Origin of the sequence: Adhaeribacter rhizoryzae (genome assembly GCF_008629685.1) — a bacterium.
GTDB lineage: Bacteria > Bacteroidota > Bacteroidia > Cytophagales > Hymenobacteraceae > Adhaeribacter > Adhaeribacter rhizoryzae.
In genome coordinates this window covers 272,571-293,687 of sequence record NZ_VWSF01000005.1, presented here as the reverse complement: position 1 = coordinate 293,687, position 21,117 = coordinate 272,571, and the positions used below count along the sequence as shown (strand labels likewise).

17 protein-coding genes are annotated in these 21,117 nt (G+C 41.4%); 7 read left to right on the top strand and 10 right to left on the bottom strand.

Translation table 11 applies throughout. The features are described from left to right. Positions 1-944 precede the first annotated feature (944 nt). From F0145_RS09745 to rpmH, 5 genes are all read right to left on the bottom strand, one after another. Positions 945-1,454 carry a DUF2480 family protein gene (locus F0145_RS09745; RefSeq protein ID WP_150088205.1) on the bottom strand — a complete coding sequence of 170 codons (510 nt, stop codon included), beginning with the start codon at positions 1,452-1,454 and terminating at the stop codon, positions 945-947. A 15-nt stretch (positions 1,455-1,469) separates the two neighbouring features. Continuing rightward, entirely contained in the window at positions 1,470-2,156 is a 687-nt protein-coding gene (gene tsaB, locus F0145_RS09740) for a tRNA (adenosine(37)-N6)-threonylcarbamoyltransferase complex dimerization subunit type 1 TsaB (protein WP_150088204.1), read from the bottom strand. 134 nt (positions 2,157-2,290) lie between these two features. Next, positions 2,291-3,961 (bottom strand): S41 family peptidase, encoded by a 1,671-nt coding sequence (locus F0145_RS09735; RefSeq protein ID WP_394349579.1) that lies wholly within the window; start codon positions 3,959-3,961, stop codon positions 2,291-2,293. 28 nt (positions 3,962-3,989) lie between these two features. Beyond that, positions 3,990-4,421 (bottom strand): ribonuclease P protein component, encoded by a 432-nt coding sequence (rnpA, locus tag F0145_RS09730; protein WP_223815935.1) that lies wholly within the window; start codon positions 4,419-4,421, stop codon positions 3,990-3,992. Positions 4,422-4,436: 15 nt separating this feature from the next. Further along, positions 4,437-4,595, bottom strand: coding sequence for a 50S ribosomal protein L34 (rpmH, locus tag F0145_RS09725; protein WP_007659000.1), 159 nt, complete (start codon positions 4,593-4,595; stop codon positions 4,437-4,439). Positions 4,596-4,748: 153 nt separating this feature from the next. On the opposite strand from rpmH, the gene F0145_RS09720 reads away from it, so the two are divergent. Further along, positions 4,749-6,473 carry a M61 family metallopeptidase gene (locus tag F0145_RS09720; protein WP_150088203.1) on the top strand — a complete coding sequence of 575 codons (1,725 nt, stop codon included), beginning with the start codon at positions 4,749-4,751 and terminating at the stop codon, positions 6,471-6,473. A gap of 62 nt (positions 6,474-6,535) precedes the next feature. On the opposite strand, the gene F0145_RS09715 is transcribed toward F0145_RS09720, so the two are convergent. Next, positions 6,536-6,811, bottom strand: a complete 276-nt coding sequence (locus tag F0145_RS09715; protein WP_150088202.1) for a hypothetical protein — start codon at positions 6,809-6,811, stop codon at positions 6,536-6,538. Between the two features lie 212 nt (positions 6,812-7,023). On the opposite strand from F0145_RS09715, the gene F0145_RS09710 reads away from it, so the two are divergent. Together F0145_RS09710 and ctlX are read left to right on the top strand one after the other, a co-directional pair. Beyond that, a complete protein-coding gene (locus F0145_RS09710) occupies positions 7,024-8,700 on the top strand; it encodes an arginine deiminase family protein (RefSeq protein ID WP_150088201.1) in 1,677 nt (558 codons plus the stop codon). Between the two features lie 124 nt (positions 8,701-8,824). Beyond that, positions 8,825-9,754 (top strand): citrulline utilization hydrolase CtlX, encoded by a 930-nt coding sequence (ctlX, locus tag F0145_RS09705; protein ID WP_150088200.1) that lies wholly within the window; start codon positions 8,825-8,827, stop codon positions 9,752-9,754. 47 nt (positions 9,755-9,801) lie between these two features. Here the strand turns inward: ctlX and F0145_RS09700 are convergent, their stop codons facing one another. Then, entirely contained in the window at positions 9,802-10,557 is a 756-nt protein-coding gene (locus F0145_RS09700; RefSeq protein WP_150088199.1) for a ThuA domain-containing protein, read from the bottom strand. Between the two features lie 161 nt (positions 10,558-10,718). Continuing rightward, positions 10,719-12,953: a S9 family peptidase gene (locus F0145_RS09695; RefSeq protein ID WP_150088198.1), complete on the bottom strand. Its 2,235-nt coding sequence runs from the start codon at positions 12,951-12,953 to the stop codon at positions 10,719-10,721. 232 nt (positions 12,954-13,185) lie between these two features. On the opposite strand from F0145_RS09695, the gene F0145_RS09690 reads away from it, so the two are divergent. Together F0145_RS09690 and F0145_RS09685 are read left to right on the top strand one after the other, a co-directional pair. Continuing rightward, positions 13,186-13,737: a hypothetical protein gene (locus F0145_RS09690; RefSeq protein WP_150088197.1), complete on the top strand. Its 552-nt coding sequence runs from the start codon at positions 13,186-13,188 to the stop codon at positions 13,735-13,737. Positions 13,738-13,851: 114 nt separating this feature from the next. After that, positions 13,852-14,166 carry a (2Fe-2S) ferredoxin domain-containing protein gene (locus F0145_RS09685; protein WP_150088196.1) on the top strand — a complete coding sequence of 105 codons (315 nt, stop codon included), beginning with the start codon at positions 13,852-13,854 and terminating at the stop codon, positions 14,164-14,166. A gap of 28 nt (positions 14,167-14,194) precedes the next feature. Here F0145_RS09685 and F0145_RS09680 read toward each other — a convergent pair whose 3' ends face one another. Further along, positions 14,195-14,719, bottom strand: a complete 525-nt coding sequence (locus F0145_RS09680) for a ferritin (protein WP_150088195.1) — start codon at positions 14,717-14,719, stop codon at positions 14,195-14,197. 170 nt (positions 14,720-14,889) lie between these two features. Then, positions 14,890-15,246, bottom strand: coding sequence for a hypothetical protein (locus tag F0145_RS09675; protein WP_150088194.1), 357 nt, complete (start codon positions 15,244-15,246; stop codon positions 14,890-14,892). Between the two features lie 1,332 nt (positions 15,247-16,578). Between F0145_RS09675 and F0145_RS09670 the strand changes: the two genes are divergently transcribed. Further along, positions 16,579-17,019: a hypothetical protein gene (locus tag F0145_RS09670; RefSeq protein ID WP_150088193.1), complete on the top strand. Its 441-nt coding sequence runs from the start codon at positions 16,579-16,581 to the stop codon at positions 17,017-17,019. Positions 17,020-17,109: 90 nt separating this feature from the next. Further along, entirely contained in the window at positions 17,110-21,114 is a 4,005-nt protein-coding gene (locus F0145_RS09665) for a T9SS type B sorting domain-containing protein (RefSeq protein WP_190277515.1), read from the top strand. The last annotated feature ends 3 nt before the right edge of the window (positions 21,115-21,117 follow it).

Here is a 21,117-nt window from a genome sequence, read left to right as displayed (position 1 = left end):
GACTTAATGGTTGAATTGCCTTAACAACAATTTAAACCTTTAACCATCTAACAATCTCGCTTAAAGCACTTATGCGGTTTGCTATTCTTATTTCCTTCTATTCAAAGAACTTTCTTAAACCAACAAAAGCTTATACCACTCTTGCCCGTTTAATTCGTCACAACCTGCCGTCGTGATATGTTTTTTTGCTATTATTTGCCAATTCCAAACCTTGACACTAACCTTTTGTTAGCCTCTTCCTGTTTGGGAGTGCAAAGGTAAGAAGAAAGTTTAAATCTGCAAAAAAATGTTTGAAGATTTTTTTAAGTTTTTCTTAGCTCCACTTTGCTTTCAACACCTTATTCCAAAAGCATGCTGCTTTTTCTTTCTTGGGAGGACAAAGTTACAAAATATTAATTTTATAACCAAACTATTCTTAGCTGATGCTCTTTCTATTTACCGGATATTTACCCGAAAAAGAAAGATTAATAAGAAACTCTCCTAGAATCAACTACTCCGTTTTGCGGGTACAAATGTCAGAAATCTTTTTTGCTTCTGCAAACACCAGAAGAAAAATATCTTTCAACTTTCTTTTGCACTTTACTAATACAAACAGTTAAAACTAAACGCCCGATGAGTGAACACTGGTTCCGTTTGAACAAATTCCTCTAATTGTTTTTTTTCAGTAAAATAAGGCTACAACCCTGCTGACTGCCCTTTTCCCAGTACTTTCGTTTTGGGAGTGCAAAGGTAGAAAATCTTTCGTCATTAACAAAACTAGTATTCTCATTTTTGAATTATTATTCTAGTCCTCTGATTTTGAACCACTTTAATTTATTTTCAAATTCCAGGATTAACATCTTGCTCCGTATCTTTTAAGTTAATCCTAACAAATAAGTTAACCCTAACAAAAAAGCGGCCTATTCAGCCGCTTTTTTTCTTTTGTTTAATATTGAACTCTCCTATCAGGCCTTTGGCTTTTTGTAGAGCGGCACGGTACTACAAGGCTCGCCATACATAATGCTACTTACCACCGGCAAAAGAATTTTCATTACTTCTACATAGGCAAAGGTTGGCACCGGAATATTTCCGCATCCTTTTACAACTACTTTAGCATCCCGATAGTCTTCAGCGTTTATTTTTGCTAATGCTTCCTGAAACAAGACCTGCTCTAAAGCTTCTAAATTTCCGAACACATAACGATTGGCAAAAGGCTGTAATTTGGTTGCTAATAACATATAAGCCCAAGTTGGGACAATGGCATCCGCCGAATTAATTATAGCAATGTTCTTTCCGGTATAAACCGACCAATCGTTGTCTTTTATAAAAGCCCGGAAATCTTTCTCTTTTAAAATTAAGCCCATAAACAAGTTGTCTTTTATATCATAAACAACCCGTTCGCCCGGATGGATTAACTCTTCCAGGTTTAAAGTAACCAAGGCACTTTGGGCTACTTTATTAATTAACTCTTCCATGATTTAATCTGCTGATTATTTAGCACTACTAGTTATATAAACCTCTTTTAAATAAAACGGTTCATAATAAGCTACATTTTGAAATATATTTTGCTCTAATTTTGATAAAGCCAATTTACCTATTAAATCTGCAGAAGGCTTTACATGCTCTAGAAAATAAGCATTCGCAGGTTCTTCTACCAGATGTTTAAACTTAGCTACCCCGCTTCCGCAGAATATTATTTTATGTTTAGCCAACTCTGGTTTAAACGAATCTTTTTCCAGAACTAAAGGCGCAACGGGTACCAGAGCTTCCAGGTTATGGTTGGTTATAGTGGTATAAACTTCCATCCGCCGGGCGTCAATCATTGGGCAATAAAGATAATTTTCTGGTTTAGGCGTATACCCGATTGCTTTTGCTGCGATTGCATCTAAGGTAGAAACTTCGATTAAGGGAATACTTAACGAATAACAAAGGCCTTTGGCAGTAGCGCTACCAATGCGTAAGCCGGTATAAGAACCTGGGCCACCGGAAATGGCAATAGCTGCTAAATCTTTAAGGTTTACCTGACAATTTTGAAGCAACTGCTCTATTAAAACTGTTATGTGCGAAGAATGCGATTTTTCGATCTGCAATTCCGATACGCCCAATAATTGCCCGTTCTTAAATAAAGCTACTGAACAAACGGTAGAAGAAGTTTCGAGTGCCAGTAATACTGCCATTTATACTTATTAATTGCCTAAAATATTAACAACCTAATGCACAAATATACGCAGGATTGCCAGCTAATTAAAATCAGTAATTTTCGCGCTTATAATATTAAACAAAAAGGCCGGTAAATACCGGCCCTTGCTGTTTATCTGCTAGCTTTCTTAATGCCCGCCGGTTTTAAATAAGCATAATATTTATCAGGCGTGTTCAAAATATTAATAGCCGCCAGAATATCTTCATCATCATCGAAGGTTGATTCTATAACTCCTTTCTGGAAGTAATACCGCGAAGCAATTTCCTGCTCCAGCATTTCCCGGATTTCATCTTTAAAGCGCGCCAGGTCATTGGCTTTATTGGTATAAATCCGCTTTTTCATGGTTTCAATATCTTGCTTAATATCGTCGAAGTGCTTATCTTCCTTTGATTTACGAATTAAGTCTTCTACTGCCTGCTCCACGCTGGTGGAGTAAGAGATATCTTTATTAGACAAAAAAGAAACAAATTTCTGATACTCGGCATCTGATAAGCGGAAATCTTTGGCTTTCGGAATAGAAGGATTTTCGGCCCGGAACTTAGTAGCGTAATCGAAGAAATAGCCTTTATTAGCTAAAGTCTTCGTAATATCGGAATATTGTTTTTCTTTTACTTCTACATCGGGGCTAATACCACCGCCATCGTACACCACGCGGCCCGTAGCGGTTTTAAAAGCAACCCGCAGCGAGTCAGATATTTTACCGGCACTGCCATCGGCATTGCGGTGAGCGTAATCGATAGACTGGATGCAGCGGCCACTTGGAATGTAATATTTAGCTGTAGTTACTTTAAGCTGCGAATTATAAGACAATGGCCGCGTTTCCTGCACCAAACCTTTGCCGTAAGTCCGTTCGCCTACCAAAACGGCCCGGTCATAATCCTGCATTACCCCCGATACAATTTCGGAAGCCGAGGCGCTGGTGCTGCTGGTTAATACTACCAGCGGAATTTCGGTATCAATGGGTTCATCAATGGCTTTGTACATGCGGTTACGTTCGGCCAATTTGCCTTTGGTACTCACAATATCTTTGCCTTTGGGCACAAATAAATTAGAAATATTAACGGCTTCATTCAGCAAACCGCCGGGGTTATCACGCAAATCAAAAATAATTTTTTTAGCACCCTGTTCTTTTAATTTCAAAACGGCGTTACGTACTTCCCGGCCGGCATCTATGGTAAAACCCGATAATTGAAAGTAGCCAATATCGTTGGTAACCATGCCATAGTAAGGCACATTATCAATCTGAATTTTATCCCGAACAATATCAATGGTAAGGGGCTTATCTACGCCGAAGCGTTTTACTTCCAGTTTAATAGGGGTATTGGCCTGGCCGCGCAATAATTTATTTACTTCCAGCGCGCTTTTTTTCCCAATACTAATGCCATCAATTTTTAATATTTCGTCGCCGGCGAGTAAACCGGCTTTCTGGGCCGGGTAGCCTTCGTAGGGCAGTTGCACAATGGTTTTTTCATCGCGCTTGCCAATATTGGCCCCAATACCGCCGTATTGTCCGGTGGTCATGGTCCGGAAATCTTCAATATCGTCTTCGGCAATATAATTGGTGTACGGGTCCAGCGATTTCAGCATAGCATCAATTCCCGTTTTCATAAGTTTAGAAGGCGCTACATCATCTACATAATACGTATTAACTTCTTTGTAGAGGGTAGCAAAAATATCGAGGTTTTTGGCTATCTCGAAAAAACGGCCACTATCGTTTTTAAAAGAAAAAAGAAGCATAATGGCAAGTATTGCCACAGAGCCAGCAAGGTATTTCTTCATCATAATATGGCAAAAAAGTAAGAAGGAGATTCTATTCGATCACAGAACGTTCTAAACCTAAATTTAGTTTTTTCTGGATTAAATTGAAAGGCTTTTTTTCTTTGCCAATGTAAATAATAGCCAATAATTGAAGAGAATATTGCCCTTCTGCCTGTAGTAAATGCTTATTAAGCCTATATGCTTCGCGTATCTGCCGCTTCAGGCGATTGCGATCTACGGCCTTTTTGAAATATTTTTTAGAAACCGATACAAGTACCCGGGGTGGGATGGCTTCTGGCTGGGCATGTTTTATATAAACAAACCGGAGAGGATATAAATTAAAAGAAGAACCCTTGGCGAAAAGCTCCGCGATGAGCTTTTTACTACACAAGCGTTCTTCTTTCGGGAAACTATAGGAAATCGTATCTTTTTGAGGTCGATTAGGTGCAGCGCTCATTCCATTAGTATGCTCTGCTGCTAGCAAAAGCACCTTAAAAGATTACGCCTTATGTCTTCTTTCGTCAGAAACCGTTAATTTCTTGCGGCCTTTGGCTCTTCTGCTGGCTAATACTCTTCTGCCGTTGGCAGTCTCCATTCTGGAGCGGAAACCATGCTTATTTCTTCTTTTTCTCTGAGACGGTTGGAATGTTCTTTTCATCGTACACCTAAGTTTTTATTATGGCCTGCAAAATTAAGGATGTTTTACTTAAAATCAAAAAGGGTACGCACAATTATTCTGTTTTATTTAAGTTAACCTAGCCACTAAAGCCAATATCTCGTAGTTTTGAATCTCCAGCAGCTACCAAAAACCATGATTTATTACGAAATTTCCTGTGCCAATCCGTTAAGCAGCTACCTGCAAATTAAAACAACTTTTACCGTACTGCAAGCCGATGCGCCAGTGTACCTGCAACTACCCGCCTGGCGCCCCGGCCGCTACGAACTGCAAAACTTTGCCCAAAAAATTCAGGGTTTTCGCATCCAAAATGAGGATAACAACGCTGTAGTTTTCAAGAAAGTTACGAAAGACCGCTGGGAAGTACAGCCGGCCTACAGCACCAAACTTACGGTAAGTTATAATTTTTATGCCCGGCAAATGGATGCCGGTGGCTCCTGGATAGACGAAAATCAACTATACGTAAACCCAATAAATTGCCTGCTGGCGGTGGTTGGCCAAGAGCAGGAACCCGCCGAACTTAAATTAAATATTCCGGAAAATTGGCAAATCGCCTGCGGCCTGAAGCTGCAAAACTCGAATATTTTAATGGCCGATAATTACGACCAATTGGTAGATTCGCCGCTTATTGCCAGCCCAACCTTAAAGTTAGCCAGCTACGAAGTAAACAATATTCCTTTTTATATCTGGATTCAGGGCGATTGTACTCCGGATTGGGACCGCATAATCCAGGATTTTACCGCTTTTACGCAAGAGCAAATCACGTTATTCGGCGAGTTCCCGGTTAAAGATTATTACTTCCTGAACCAAATATTACCTTATAAGCACTACCACGGTGTAGAACACGGCAATTCTACGGTTATTACTTTGGGGCCCGGCGAATTACTGATGTACAATAGTTTGTATAAAGATTTTGTGGGCGTAAGTTCGCATGAGCTTTTCCATACCTGGAATATTAAAAAAATCAGGCCCGCCGGAATGATGCCCTACGATTACAGCCAGGAAAATTACTTCCGGACCGGTTTTGTAGCCGAAGGCATTACTACCTATTACGGCGATTATATTTTGGCCCGCTCCGGCGTATATACCGCCGAAGAATATTTTGAAGAACTAAACGGCGTTTTAAGCAAACACTTCAACGATTACGGCCACCTAAATTATTCCGTCACCGATTCTTCTTTCGATTTGTGGCTCGATGGCTATAAACCCGGCGTACCCGACCGCAAAGTTTCTATTTACCACAAAGGTGCGCTAGCGGCCATTATTTTGGATCTGGAAATCCGGCGCAGCAGCAATAATTTTTACAGCTTAGATACCGTAATGCAACGCCTGTGGGAAAACTTCGGAAAAAAAGGCGTAGGTTATACCGATGCCGATTACCAGCAACTGGTTCAGGAAATTGCCGGCACCGGCACCGAAAAATATTTTACCGAGATTATTTACGGCACCGCTCCTATTCAGCAATATTTAGATAAAGCTTTAAACTATGTAGGCTGCACCTTAATAAAAGAAGACAACCTAAATGCAACCGAAGCGCGTTGGGGATTTAAAACTAATTTCTCCAATAATTCGGCTTTAACCGTTAGTGCCATCGCCCCCGAATCGCCGGCCTATAACAGCCTTAGCCTGGACGATGAATTAATTGCCCTGAACGGCCGTAAAATAGAAGGTAATATTTCGGGTTTGCTGGCGAGCCAATCCGAAATTAGCTTAACACTTTTCCGGAATAAACAGCTCCGGGAAATAAAGCTACAGGCCGATGGCAAAAGCTACTTTCAAGAATATACCGTCCGGAAATTACCCGATGCCAAACTGGTAGATAAGGCAAACTTTTATTTGTGGCTGAAACAACGCTTTTAAAAACAATTTTAAAACAAAAGAGCCGGTACATAAATACCGGCTCTTTTGTTTTAAAACTAATCTTAGTTATGATTTTTATCGCTGGGCGGTTTGCTGCGGGCATTATTGCCTTGCAACGATTTACCACCCGAAACGGAATTATGCTGGGAAGAATCCCGCCCTACCGGGTTACCACCTTGCGGTAAAGCCCGGTTTACATCCTGTACTTTGGTATCGTCGGCTTGTGTAGTCGGACCTTCGGTATGAATTTTTATTTTTCCATCTTCACCCTTTTCTATATTCTTATTGCCAGATGCTGGAATATGATGATCTTCTACGCCTCTTTTATTACTACTCATAAAATATCCTCCTATTAAAGTTTATTTATTTGCTTCTATACGGGTGCCTTGGCCCGAAAGATTAATAAAATGAATATTTTATCCAGCGGTACTAGCAGCGTATCTTTTCTTTCAGGCCAATTCTAGTTATTTTTGATTTAACCCAAACCCTTTTGGAGCCAGGCATGTAGTTTATAAAAATATTCCTGCACCTTACCCCAGCAACAGCAAGTATGGCAGCACAGGCAACACAAAACCGTATTAATGTAAATTCCGAAATTGGTGATTTAAAGCGCATTCTTATTCACCGGCCGGATATTGGCATTGGCAAAATTATTCCGACCAAGTTTCAGGATTGGATGTACGACGATATTGTGCACCTGAACTCCATGAAAAAAGAATACGACGAATACATAAAAATTCTGCTGTACTTTCTGGACCCCGAAAAAATTAAAGAAATTGACGAACTGGAAGCAGCCTATAAGCATTTGCCCGAAGGCAGCGATTGCCTGAACCCCAGTAACCCGGAATATTTTAACTCCGATAAAGTACTGGATGTACAAAAGGTTTTAAGCAGTTTATTAAACAAAGAAACGTCCGATGGTCAGCCCAATCAAATTCGCAACCGCATCATCTCGGCCATTTGTGCCATTGAGGAATGCAGCTTCGAAACCGAGCAGTTGTTGCACCAACTCGAACCAAATCAATTATCTAAAACTTTGATAACCGGCTTGCTGCCGCAGGATTTAAGCCAACCCGATTTAAATAAATTTTTGTTCCCGCCCGTACCCAACCTGGTTTTTACCCGCGATATTGGCGCTGTAATTGGCGATAAATATTTACTGAGTAAAGCCTGCAAAAAGGCCCGTAAACGCGAATCGCTGCTGATTAAATTTATTGCGTACTACCATTTCTTTGCCGAAGATCACAATCAGGTACTGGAAATTATAGAAGACAGCGCTTACTTTTTGTTAAACGAAAACGATCAGCGGAAAAACAAAGTGACCCTGGAGGGCGGCGATGTGATGATACCCAGCCCGCGCCACGTACTTATCGGGTGCAGCGAGCGCACTTCGGCCAGCGCCGTAAACGGCTTTATTCACAAAATATTCTCCTTGGCCAATTCAGAGGTAGAACAAATAACGGTAGTAAAAATACCGCAACGGCGCGAGCAAATGCACATCGATACGGTTTTCACGCAGGTAAAACTGAATATATGGGTGCTGTACGGGAAGTTTTCGGAAGCCCTGCAAGAATTAAAAGAATCGAAACAAGTTGATTACCTCGATAAATTATATCACCACAAAGAAGATTCTTTTCTGGAGGAAACCGAAATTTATCAGTTCTATAAAAATAAATATCAGCAGCCTTACCACCCCGAACACAATTATTTATTGCAAACCGAAAAAGATTACGCCATTCTGAACCAAGGCTTGGCAGCCCAGAATTTACCGGCCGTTGCCCAGAAACCCAAAGGTCTGGAACACCTCTTGCGGCAGCTAAGCATCATAGAATTTAAGGTAGCGCCCGAAGATGTAATTATTATTTATTGCGGCGGCGGCAACTTCCCCGACGACGACCGGGAACAATGGACCGATGGTTGTAATTTACTGGCTTTGCGCGAAGGCGTGGTAATTGGCTACGACCGCAATACCATTACCAACCAGGAATTTCGGCAGGCTTACTTTAACCATTATAAACGGCGGGGCGAAGCATTACCGGCCGGTATGGCCGCGGGTTTCGAAGTAATTTCGGCCGGCGAATTGCTGCGGCGCTTTAAGGCTGGCGAAGCTACACCGGCTACCGTAAAAGACACGTTAATTGAGCTTTCGTCCGATGAATTATCGCGGGCCCGAGGCGGTTCGCGTTGTATGAGTCAGCCTTTACTACGCGCTCCTTTTAATTTTTAGGCACCAACTTTTTAATCTTTTGGGCTGAATTACATCTCCTGAGATAAACAATTTAAATTTATCCCGTACTTATTGCCAATTGTGAATTAATAATCGGTAATTACAGCCGGTAACTAAAATCAGCATGCAAACCACCAGCTCTATATTAATGGTAAGGCCCGTTTCTTTTGGTTTTAATCCCGAAACGGCGTCTACCAATGCCTTCCAAAACGAATTGCAGCACCACTCTCCTGCCGAAATAAGACAGCAGGCCATTGCGGAATTTGACAAGTTTGTAGCGATTTTACAGGAAAAAGGCATTAACGTAACCGTTATAAACGATACCGAAGTGCCGGCTAAACCCGACGCCATTTTCCCGAATAACTGGATTACCCTGCATCGCAACGGCACTATTGCGCTTTATCCCATGCATGCGCCCAGCCGGCGGCCGGAACGTCGCCAGGATATTTTAGATACTTTGGGCCAAGCATATCAGGTTAAAAAAGTAGTAGATTTTAGTCAGCACGAAGAAAAAGATAAATTTCTGGAAGGCACCGGCAGCATGATTCTGGACCACGACAACCGAATAGTTTACGCTTGTCTTTCTCCGCGCACCGATGCCGATTTACTCGAAGAATTCTGTCAGCATTTTGGGTATCAGCCCATTGTTTTTCATGCTTACGATCACAAAGGCAGCCTGGTGTACCATACCAACGTTATGCTTTCCATCGGCCACCGGTTTGCTATTTTATGTGCTGCTGCCATTCAAGACGAAGCTGATCGCCAGTTTGTAATTACAACGCTCACCCGCACGGGCCACGAAGTAATAGAAATTACCCCCGAACAACTGCGCCAATACGCCGGCAATGCACTGGAAGTAAGCAACAAAGCAGGCCAGCATTTTTTAGTTATTTCGGAACAGGCTTATCAATCGCTCCGCCCCGACCAGGTACAGGCTATTCAGAAATACGCCGAAATATTAGCCGTACCTATTAATACCATTGAGCACGTAGGCGGCGGCAGTGTCCGCTGCATGATGGCCGAAATATTCCTGCCCGAGAAAGCACAAGGTTAAGGCTTCAGTTAGCGGCAATAAATAATCCTTTTTTTCTCCGGAAGGATTTATTTGCCCATAGCATATTTAATGCCGGCTAACAGATGCTGCAGAAAGAGCGGTTCGCGATAACTTTCCGGGGTATGGCCGCCGGCGGTATAAAAAGCCCGGCCACCATCAAATTCGTGGTACCAGATTACCGGGTGATTAGTGCCGTTTTTACCGCCCTTATAACTGTTTTCGTCGAGCGTGGCTAATACTTTAACCTTTGGGTTAATATTTTTAAAGTTATACCATTCATCTACCCGCTCCCATTTATCCTGCAGAAAGGCCGTGGACGGATGCGTTTTATCTTTCACCAGAATGTTGGCTTTCTGCACAGCCGGGTGGCCATCAAAGTAAGCGCCCACCAGTTGGTTATACCAGGGCCAATCGTACTCCGTGTCGGTAGCGGCATGAATGCCCACAAAACCGCCACCCTTTTTAATATATCCTTCAAAAGCAATTTGCTCCTGCGGGTTCAGTACATCCTGCGTCGTACTCAGGAAAACAACAGCTTTATACTTTTTCAGATTATTTTCTGAGAATACCGAGGCATCTTTACTGGTTTCAACGGCAATATTATTTTCCTGCCCCAATTTTTGAATAGCCGCAATCCCGTCCGGAATTGATTCGTGGTAAAAGCCGGCTGTTTTGTAAAAAACCAAAATGGTGGGCTTTGCCGGATCAGTTTGGGCCTTGGCTTCCTCCTGTTGCATAGAGCAGCCAATCAACAGCATGGCTATTATTAATATTTCTCTAAAAAAAAGAACCCTGTTTTTCATAACCTTAATATTTTGGTTTAATTCTTTTGTATCCGCTCAATATTAATTTACGATATTCTGGATAAATAAGTAGCAGGCCCGTAAGTTAGCACCTCATTTCTACGGAGGCATAAAAAAAGCCCATCTTGTCGGATGAGCTTTTTTCTGAAAGAATAAATTATTTATTGCTGGCCATTAGCTGCTTTGGGACTTATAAGATTCCGTTCCAGGAAATCCGTCATTAGGGTAAAGCGGTGCATTAAAGTATTGCCGCCGCTGATGCCATGCGACCGGTTGGGATAGTAAAAGCTTTCGAACTGTTTGTTCGCGCTGATTAAAGCATCTTGCATGGCAACGGCATTCTGGAAATGCACATTGTCGTCGCCGGTACCGTGAATGAGCAACAGTTCTCCCTGCATTTTATCGGCAAAAAACAATGGCGAATTTTGGTCGTAGCCGGCGGCATTATCCTGCGGCGTTTTGAGGTAACGCTCGGTATAAACAGAATCGTAAAAGCGCCAGTTGGTAACCGGAGCTACCGAAACACCCGCTTTAAAAACGCCGTTGCCTTTGGTCAGGGCCAGCAACGTCATATAGCCGCCAAAACTATGACCATACATGCCAATACGGGTTTTATCTACGTAAGGTAAATTACCTAAATATTGAGCTCCTTCTATCTGGTCGGCAATTTCGTATTTGCCCAAGTTGGCGTAAGTAGCTTTCTTAAAAGCTGCGCCGCGTCCGCCGGTTCCGCGGTTGTCAATACAAGCTACTATTAAACCTTTGCTGGCCAAATACTGAAACCACAAATAATTCCGGGGCATCATATTCATTACTTCCTGCGAGCCGGGTCCGCCGTAAACGTACATCAGCACCGGATATTTTTTATTCTGGTCGAAATTGGCCGGTTTAATTAAGAAGCCATTAAGTTGAGTATTATCGGCGGTTTTAAAAGTAAAAAACTCCTGCTCCGTAATATTGTAGTTGGCTAGTTTATTTTTTAAAGCCGCATTATTTTCCAAAACTTTAATGAGCTTACCCCCGGGGGCGCCAAACAAGCTAACTACCGGCACTTCATTGGCTGCCGCAGCGTAATCGAGATAATATTTAAAATCCTGGCTCATGTTTATGGTGTGGTTGCCAGCAGCAGCCGTGAGCCGTTTTTTATCTTTACCAGTTAAGCTAATGCGGTACAAGTGGCGTTCCAGCGGCGAGACTTCGGTAGAAACGTAGTACAACGTATTGCTTTTTTCGTCGAGGCCAACAAACCGGCTAATTTCCCAGTTGCCTTTGGTAATTTGCCGCACCAGTTTGCCTTGCATGTTGTAATAATTCAAATGGTTATAGCCGTCTTTTTCCGAAGAAAAAATAAAGCCTTTGCCATTATTTAAGTAAGTCAGGTCGTCGGTAATATCAACGTAAGCTTTGTCTACTTCTTTCTGGACTACCTGGGCTTGGCCGGTGGTGGCGTTGGCGTGCAATATTTCTAAAGTATTCTGTAACCGGTTTAGCCGCTGAATAGATAATAAATTGGCATTTTGCGTCCACTTTACCCGCGGAATATAAATATCTTTCTCCGAGCCGGTATCCATGCGGGTTGTTTTCTTACCGGCCAAATCATACACCGAAATCGAAACTGCGGAATTAGCTTCGCCGGCCTTGGGATATTTAAACCGGTAATCCTGCGGATAAAGTTTGCCCCATAGTTGCATGTTGTATTCCGGCACATTGCTTTCATCAAAGGTGTAAAAAGCAATTTTAGCTCCGTCCGGCGACCAGAAAAAGCCCTGTGCAAAGCTGAATTCTTCTTCGTAAACCCAATCGGCAAAACCATTAATAATTTGGTTGTAACGGCCATTTTGAGTAACCTGGGTTTCCTTCATGGTAGCTAAATCTACGTAAAACAGGTTGTTGTCGCGGGCAAAAGCAACTTTGCGGCCATCCGGCGAAAAACTGGCGTACATTTGCTTGCCGCCTTTGCTTAGTTGGGTCAGTTTTTTGGTAGCCACTTCATACACAAAGAAATCCGCTTTAGACGACCGGCGGTATAGCTGCTCGCGCTCCGTAGAGAATAAAACTTTCTTTTCGTCGGAACTAAAGGTATATTCATCAAAAGCAATGGGTTTGGTTGAGCCGGCTATTTTCAGGTCTTCACCTTCTATAATGGTAGCAACCGGTTTACCCGTGGTAACATCAAACTTAAAAACATCTGTTACCTTATTTTTCTCGTCGGCTACTTCGGCGGTATAAAACTGGCCGTTTTTCATCCAATTTACACCGCTAACGGTTTTAGTAGCAAAGGTCTGGTTGCGGTAAATATCTTCGAGGGTAATGTCTTTTTTCTGCTGGGCTACAGCCGTCACTGTGTAAAAACAGAGCAACAATGCCACCAAGCCGGCTTTGGGTTTATAATACATGCTTCGATTTAGATTAAATCCTAAAATTACCTATTTTCTACACAAACTAAAGAGAAATAATTCCGCTTCTCATCAACTCTTATAATTCAATCCAAAAATATGCTGTCACTTCTGCCTACAGGTATTATAATCGGTTATAGATAATAGTTGAACAGATTTAAGCTTAATTCCCAAAAAGAATATTTCAAATGGCGCTTTATAATATTTTAATCCGGAGGTTATAACTTCGCTTATGGATTTAAGAGAAGCTTTGCTGCAAGAATATTCTAAAGCCCAGGTTTTAAAAATTGCAGCTTATATAGATAATAATCCCGAGCGATTCCGGAACTTGATGCAACTGTTTCTGGGAGAAGATTACCGCCTGACGCAGCGGGCGGCTTGGGTGCTTTCGCATTGCGCCGACCAACATCCGGCGTTGCTATTGCCGCATTTACCCGATTTAATTAACAATCTGCAGCAAACTAACCTGGCTGCCGTTAAGCGAAATACCGTACGGGTGCTGCAAAATATTCTTATTCCGGAAGCATTACAGGGTTTACTGGCCGATATTTGCTTTAAATATTTAGCTACCGATGAACCGGTGGCGATAAAAGTATTTGCGATGACGGTATTGGCTAACCTGGCCCAACAAGAACCCGACCTAAAAAATGAATTGCGTTTGCTAATAGAAGACCAGTTACCTTACGCCTCCCCGGCTTTTATGGCACGGGCCAATAAATTACTGCCACAATTAAAGGAAAATACCCCACCAATTACGCGTTTTACCAATAAGACCAATAAGTAACTAAATGAATGATAGATTAATATTAGGCACTTAAGGGTTAAAATTTAGAATTTGCCAACGAATTAGCAGCAATATTGGCGCAAGCACGTAAAACCGGTAAAGCACAACCAAATTATGAGTAAAGTATTTAAAATTCCGCAGCAGGTAATTTATGTTTGCGTCGGCGATAAGTGCAAAAAAAGGGGCGGTAAAGAAATAGGCAAGCTTTTCAGGAGCATGGCCAAAGCAGCGGGCTTAAAAGATACGGTTGTAGAAATAATTAAAACCGATTGTACCGACCGCTGCAAATTTGCGCCGGTTATGAGCATTCAGCCCCAGAATATTTGGCTGCACGATGTTACTGAAATCCAGGCTACCCAAATATTTAACCAGTATATTGGTATAAATAAAACCCCTAAAACAATAACTCCTTCAGATCCGGAAATCTGAAGGAGTTATTAATTTAAAAGAGTGTATTTTAGCCTTCGTATTCGATTTTGGGAATATTTTTGTCAATTTCCCAACGGCCGGTACCTTCTTCTCCAATTACTTCAAATAATTCGAGGGCGCGGCGGGCCACATATTCTTCTTCAATTTGTTCTTTCAAAAACCACTGAACAAACTGGAAGGTCATAAAATCTTTGGCCTTAAAGCAGCGGTCGGCGATGCGGTTAAACTGCTGCGTTACGTAAATTTCTTGTTGCAGCGCCGCTTCAAAAACACCCCGGAACGATTCAAACTCGTGGGGAATATTGGTTACCTCCGGCGAAATAGCCCGGCCACCCATATCGTTTACAAATTCAAATAATTTAAGCATGTGCTCTCTTTCCTCGCCAGATTGCTTCTGGAAATATTTAGCACTGTTATCATATCCATTCTGGTTGCACCAAGCCGACATGGCCAGGTATACCGAAGAAGAATGGGCTTCTACTTTTATTTGTTCGTTTAAAAGGGTTTCTATTTCTTCCGTTAAAGAGGTTCTTAAGCGAAGTAAATCTTTCATGGCAATTTCAGTTAATAAAAAAACCGGGATAGTTTTCCCTATCCTCAATCTAAATATAACTGAAAAAAAAATAAATGGTTTAGGCAGGCTGCATTTTTAGACTAATACATATCTAGTCTAAATTAAGTTGATATCATTAAGTTGATATTACAGTTGGCAGGTAAACGCGTTTAAACCGCCATAGCGTGCAGGCAATCGTGTATAATGCTATTCAGGTTCAGCATAACCTTAGTACCCTGCAATAATTCGCGCAAATTCAGCACATCGGTTAAAGTTAAAACAAAAATACGCTCCGAACGGTGAATATTTAAAATAACCACATCGGCGGTGCGGGCAGTATTGCTGGCCATTTCGGCTACATCAATTTGTTCAACTTTCTTCTTTAGTTGCAGCAGTTCGTGTATTTTAAAAGAAGATACCCCACCGGCAAACTCCAACCACAAACAATTATTACGATTGCACTGATAAACAACACCAGCCGCAGTGCGGAATATTTCTTCTGATTGGGGGAAAGATACTTTAGCCACAAATTAAGATTTAAGTATGCGTAATAAAGATTCGTGGCAAATATAACAGCTATTTAGAATTAGTCCAAATAAATTTGATTGATTAAAATCATCTTTCTCATTCCGGATGCTGTAGCTTAAGGTAATTACAGCACTTCCTCTATTTAAGTTTGTTGTTCTTTATCAGTAGCCAGAATAAATATTCACTATATGCTTGCTTACTCCTACTTACACTAAAGTATTAAATCTCCTGATTAGGCTAATTGCCTTGGGATATTCGGCCTAAAAGCAGACAGAACCTTACTTAAACAACCTAACTTGGTATACAACACAGCACTACCAAATCTACACGCGATACTTATTATAAAAATTACATTTACCTGTTGGTTGTTGAATATTGTGAAATAAAGTAGTTAAATGCATTATAAAAATTGACCATGGATAATGTTTATTACTTATACAAGGAATAATTTCAGCAATAACCAAAATACCAACCGCCATTTTATACAATAATATATTATAGTAAAAGCGTAAGATAATTATACATAATACAATTTCAGGTTTAACTCTGCATTATACAGCAAAAAACAGAAAAACCTTAAAGGCACTTGCCCGAAACAAGAGCAAACTTCTAATTCTACAAACTAATACTTAATGCAACTTCCAAATAATAGAATTTACAAAAGCGCAATTATTTAATAAAATAAATTGAACTATATCTACTAAAACAACCTTAAAACTGCACTTACAAAGCTTAAATAATTTTATAATAAAAAATAAATTGCATTTTATTGTAATTATTAAAATTTAAAAATACATTTACAGCCACAACTAATTCCAAATAATAGAAAATATAAAGCAGAGCGCATGAATAAATAATTACATTCCTAAATCTTGTGTGCATAATAACTTTGAGGTGGTTTACACAAACTTCCTGGAAATATTTACGCCTAAATTTATTTACTTACTTAAAATAATTAATCAACCAGATTAAATATTGCAATTCCTGCACCTTGAATAAATATAATTTAATTAAAATAAAAATTCATAACTAAATCTTCCGGTTAAAAATCTTAACCTAAAACCTTAATTTTTCTATTTATTAGCATTTATTTAAGACACACTCCTAAAACAAGTTTGCATTTTAATTAAGCAATCAAATAATATTTAAAAATTAAAACTTTTCATATTTCCCGTGTAGCGAAATATTGCGGGAATCAGGCCGGCGTATTTGCAACAACAGCTAAAACAACGCAGCTTTTTATTTAAATCAATTTTATACCCAACCTTAAACCAGTACAAGCAGGGATTTTAGCCGGGTTTTAATCCCAAACCCAGAGAAACAGATTATTTATGAAAAAAATTATTCTATTCACCTTACTCGTTTTTGGCTGCTCGTTGCCGATGCTGGCCCAATCGCAAAACGATTACGCGGCGGTATTGCAGAAATGCATCGATTTGAAAGCACTGCAAACTTATTACCCTCAACAACCTAATGGCTCGCCGGCTCAATTGTATGTAATGCAACACGGCATATCTTTTCCTGAAACCACTAATATTTTGAAGGGAGGTAAAAAGGTAGCTTTTGTATCTAAAGCCGACATTAAAGAAAATAAAATTAACGCTTATTTTCTTTTCTGGACTTTTAACCTAACCGCTAACAAAGCCACAGTTGCTTACAGCTACTACTATAATAAACAAACTGCCCCGGAGGGTGCTATGGTGGTAAACCTGGAATTAGAAAAAACCGGCAATACCTGGGAAATAAAAAAATCAACGGCAGAAAAAAGATAATTTATGAAGATAATAAGTACAAAATTTAATAAGCTATTAATTATAGCCTTATGCCTTTTACCGGCTGGCTTACTATTTACTCCTGTAAGCTTGCAGGCCCAAAGCATTACCGTGCTAGATAACGGCCAGTTGCGAGCCGGTAACGGATCTCAGAACTCTATTAATGGTTCGGGTAATTTAGAGCAGCTATTTTACTACAATGGTATCCAAAATATTTGGCGCCAGTTAACCTTTGGCAGCTACCCACTAGATAATGCTATTGCCGTAGGGGGCGCTAAAACAAACGAATGGAACATTAACGGTACCATTATAGAAAATCCGGTTCTTAGCAATCAGGTAATAGATAAATCGGGTTATGTAGCAACTAGCAGTAACAAGGGTTATGGAAAAATTATTTCGAAAGGAACCATACAAATTAACAACGCTACTTTAGAAGTAGAAAACACCTACACCTTACCACAAAACAGCGCCTTTGTTGAAGTTAAAGTTAAAATTAAGAACATAGGTTCTGGTTTGGCGGAGAACGTACGGCTTTGGATGGGTACCCGCGATGATTATGTTGGCGGAAACGACGGTCCTATTAAGCAGCGGGGCAATTTGGTTAACGGCGCCTTCGTAGGCATCACCAATCCTGCTACTAAAGCAGCCGCCATTAAAATTTCTACCGGCGCTGAAGGCGTATTATTTTATACCAATTCTACCCGTGCCAATACAGTTATTAACGGCTGTTGCAGTTTTAGAAATGTAATAAACCAAGACCCGCAAACGAGTGTGGTATACGTTCCGGACTACCAGAGCCATGATTTTGAGAATGATTATGATGGTAATTATTATTTTGATGGCTCGTATGGTTTTTACGTACGCATGAACGACTTGCCGGTAGGCGCCAGTGATGAGTTTGGCTGGTATTATGCTGCCGGTGAGTTAGCCAATTTAAATGAAATTATTAGCGATGTAGCCCAGGTAAGCGGTAGTATTTCGGATATTACGTCTAGTCAGGCCAAGTTTAAAGCAACTTCAAGTGTTGCGGCAAACGGTTATTGGTTGGTTACACCCCGTGGTGCCCAAGCCCCTACTGCCGCGCAAATTAAAGCCGGTACTAATTATGGCAATGTTGTTGTTGCAGCCCGTGGTTCGGGCAATATGCCGGCCAACGTAGAAACTGTTTTTAACTTAACCGGCCTTAATGCGGCAACAAACTATGATTTTCACTTTGTAAACGAAGACGGTACGCCGCAATTCTCAGATGTATACAGAACCCAATTCGCGACCAAAGCTTTACCTACCATTAGCAGCATAAGCCCGGTTTCGGTTTGCCAAAATACTACTTCTGCGGCTATACCTTTTACCATAGGCGATGCTGAAACGGCGGCTACCGCTTTAAACGTAACGGTAAGTTCATCTAACCCAAATTTGATTCCGGTAGCAAATGTAATATTAGGTGGTGCCGGCGCTAACCGGACGCTTACCCTTAGCCCAGCCGCCGGCCAATACGGTTCGGCAACCTTAACTATTACTGTAACCGATGCCGATGGAGATTCTAAATCTACTAACTTGGCAGTAAGTGTTACTTTAAACGATGTGGCGGCACCGGTAGTAACCAATGTTGTTTACAGCCAAAATGCCTCCGCTACCAGCTTAGCAGCCCAAGCTACCGGCACGAATTTATTATGGTATACAACGGCAACGGGCGGTAACGGTTCTGCAACCGCTCCTACCCCAAATACTACTCAGTTTGGTGTACAAGAATATTGGGTATCCCAAACCGTTAGTGGCTGTACTTCTGCACGGGCCAAAATAACAGTAACCATAGCCGATAAAATAGCTCCAACCGTGCGGACTAAAAACATTTCTGTTTCGTTAGATGCCGCCGGCCAAGTAACTATTACGGCCGCCAATGTTGATAACGGCAGCTCTGATGCGTCGGGCATTCAATCATTAGCTTTATCTAAAACAACTTTTGATTGCAGCAACGTTGGCGAAAATGAAGTTACTTTAACCGTAACCGATATTTATAACAATGTGGCAACCGCAACTGCTACGGTAACCGTTCAGGATAAAGTTGCGCCGGTTGCTTTGGCTAAAAATATTACCATTGCGTTAGATGCTGCTGGTCAGGCCACTATTACAACTGCCGACATTAACAACGGCAGTACTGATATTTGCGGCATTGCTTCTGTAGCCCTATCTAAAACAGCCTTCAATTGCAGCAATGTTGGCGCGAATACCGTTACTTTAACCGCCACCGATAACCACGGCAATATTTCTACTGCAACCGCAATAGTTACCGTAGAAGACAAAATTGCCCCGGTTGCCCAAGCCAAAAATATCACCGTTTCGTTAAATGCTGCCGGTCAGGCCGTTATTACCGCCGCCGATGTAAACAACGGTAGTGCTGATGTTTGTGGTTTGGCGTCTATCGTGCTTTCCAAAACAACTTTTAACTGCAGTAATATTGGCGAAAATGAAGTTACCTTAACCATAACCGATAAAAGTGGTAACAATGCTACGGCCACGGCCATAGTTACCGTGCAGGATAAAGTTGCGCCAACTGCAATAGCCAAAAATATTAAAGTTGCTTTAGATGCGGCTGGTCAGGCCACCATTACCGCTGCCGATGTAAATAATGGCAGTTCCGATGCCTGCGGCATTGCTTCTATAGCGCTTTCCAAAACTACTTTTGATTGCGGCAACGTTGGCGCAAATACTGTTACTTTAACTGTAACCGATATCCACGGCAATATTTCCACTGCTACTGCAACGGTAACTGTAGAAGATAAAGTTGCTCCAGTTGCAATTGCTAAGAATATTACAGTTGCTTTAGATGCTTCGGGCCAGGTAACCATAGCGGCCGCCGATGTAAATAATGGTAGTTCTGATATTTGCGGTTTGGCTTCTATCGCGCTTTCTAAAACAACTTTTAATTGCAGCAACGCCGGCACCAATACTGTTACTTTAACTGTAACCGACAAACATAATAATGTTTCTACTACTACCGCTATTGTAACCGTAGAAGACAATATTGCGCCCAGCCTGGTAGCACCGGCCGCCGTAGTTGTAAATGTTGATGCAAATAAAAATACGGCCGCAAATGTAACATTAGGTACTCCAGTATCTGCCGACAACTGTGCCGTAACCAGCGTGACCAACAATGCCCCGGCTGAATTCCCAACCGGTACTACAACCGTAACCTGGACCGCAACCGATGCTGCCGGCAATATTACTACCGCTACCCAAACCGTTACAGTACGCCGCAATATTATTGCAGTAGCCAGCCCTAATAATGTAAACGTGCCTATTCGCACCACTTTTACCCAGCTTAACAGCAAGCTGCCGGCCACCGCTGAGGTTACTTATTCCGATGATTCCAAAGAAATTATTGCGGTTACCTGGGCTACTGGTAGTTACGATGGTAAAGTTGCCGATAATTACACGCTAATTGGTACTTTAACAATTGCCTCCGAAACTACCAACCTGAACAATTTAGAAGCAAATATTACAGTAACCGTAGAGCCCAATAAAGTACCAACTGCACTCGCCTTTAGCAAAAATACTTTCAGCCCGAATATTATGCCGGAAGAAGCAGTAGGAACCTTTAATACCACTGACCCCGACGATACGGAATTTGTGTACACCCTGGTAACCGGTGCCGGCGACGCTGACAATAATTTATTCGAGATAAAAGAAGATAAATTATTCCTGAAATCACATAAAGGCTTATCTGGTAAAACCCAGTTTACCGTGCGGATTCTTACCACCGACCCTTACAACAATAAGTTAGAGCGGGAATTTAAGCTAACCAAAGCTGCTTACGACAAAGCACCTGCTGAACTGAAAATTGTAAATGCTTTTACGCCTAACGGCGATGGCGTAAACGACGAGTGGAGCGTGCCGGAGCTTAAATTCTACAACAAAGTTTCCATCGAAGTATTTGACCAATCGGGGGTGCGTTTATTCCAGACTAATAATCCGGAGAAAGGCTGGGATGGCAAAAACAAATACGGACAAGTATTGCAAGGCGCCTTCCTCTTCGTGATTCAGGTGGAAGATATTAAGCTGACGAAGAAAGGGGTAGTTACAGTTCTTAAAAAGTAATAA